At 30.2% G+C, this 987-nt stretch carries 2 protein-coding genes; both read left to right on the forward strand.

What is annotated here, in order from left to right; genetic code table 11:
• The coding region (locus tag KGI01_RS13665) for a ribonuclease domain-containing protein (RefSeq protein ID WP_304364147.1) at positions 1–377 on the forward strand (377 nt) is incomplete at its 5' end.
• Positions 378–387: 10 nt separating this feature from the next.
• A complete protein-coding gene (locus tag KGI01_RS13670) occupies positions 388–855 on the forward strand; it encodes a barstar family protein (protein WP_141275139.1) in 468 nt (155 codons plus the stop codon).
• Positions 856–987: the final 132 nt, after the last annotated feature.

A 987-nucleotide genomic window follows, 5' to 3' on the forward strand; every position in this document is an offset into this window, starting at 1 on the left:
ATCCGGATGGAAAATGGGCTTTTTTAATAAGACTGGTTCCAACTGCTGGTAAATGGGTAGTGAAAAATGGTAAAAAAGTTTGGCGAACAGGGTCAAAAGTTTTAAGGAAAACTAAAACTACATTCGTTGTACCCAAAGAAGCAAAATCAATATTAAGATATGTTCAAAAAAATGGACATACCAAAAATGGATATAAAGGTGGTAAGACATTCAAGAATGATGATGGAATATTACCGAAAAACACCACTTATAAAGAATATGATATTTTTAAAAAGGTAAAAGGTAAAAACAGAGGAAAAGAGAGAATCGTTATAGGAGCAAATGGTAAAGCTTATTATACGAATAATCATTATAAAAGTTTTAGGACAATGAATTAAGGAGGATATTATGATAGATGAAAAATATATTAAAATTATAACGGATAATCAAAAATTCGATGAGGTTTTTCGAGAGAATTGCATTGAATCACGTAAAGATGCAGGCAACTTCACTAAATTTATAGATGGCGAAAAATGCATAAAAAAAAGAGAACTATTTAAACAATTTTCTAAGGAATTTAATTTCCCCTCATATTTTTCTTATAATTGGAGTTCTTTTGATGAATGTTTTAATGATTTGGAATGGTTAGGTCCGAAAAAAAAGATCACGCTATTTATTAAAAATTTTGATCAGTTATTAATAACTGATCAAAAAAGCTATGAAATATTTATTGATTTGTTATTATCTGGAGTAAAAGAATGGCGAACACATCGAGATGAAAATCAGTTTCTTGTAGAACCGAAAATTATCTTCACAGTAATAATACAAAGTAATAGAGCACAATTATGGACTAAAGATTTTGTTGAACTAATATAAAGGGAAGTGCATTAATATTTGTAGTAGTGCATATGATTATACGAAAAATGGTAATATCGCACAAGCCAATGTAAATGGCCAAGTGACCAACGTCCTGTTGCAAGGCTCACCCAACTTGCGTCCAGCAATCAG

The sequence above is a fragment of the Kurthia gibsonii genome (assembly GCF_006539985.1).
Taxonomy (GTDB): Bacteria; Bacillota; Bacilli; order Bacillales_A; family Planococcaceae; genus Kurthia; species Kurthia gibsonii.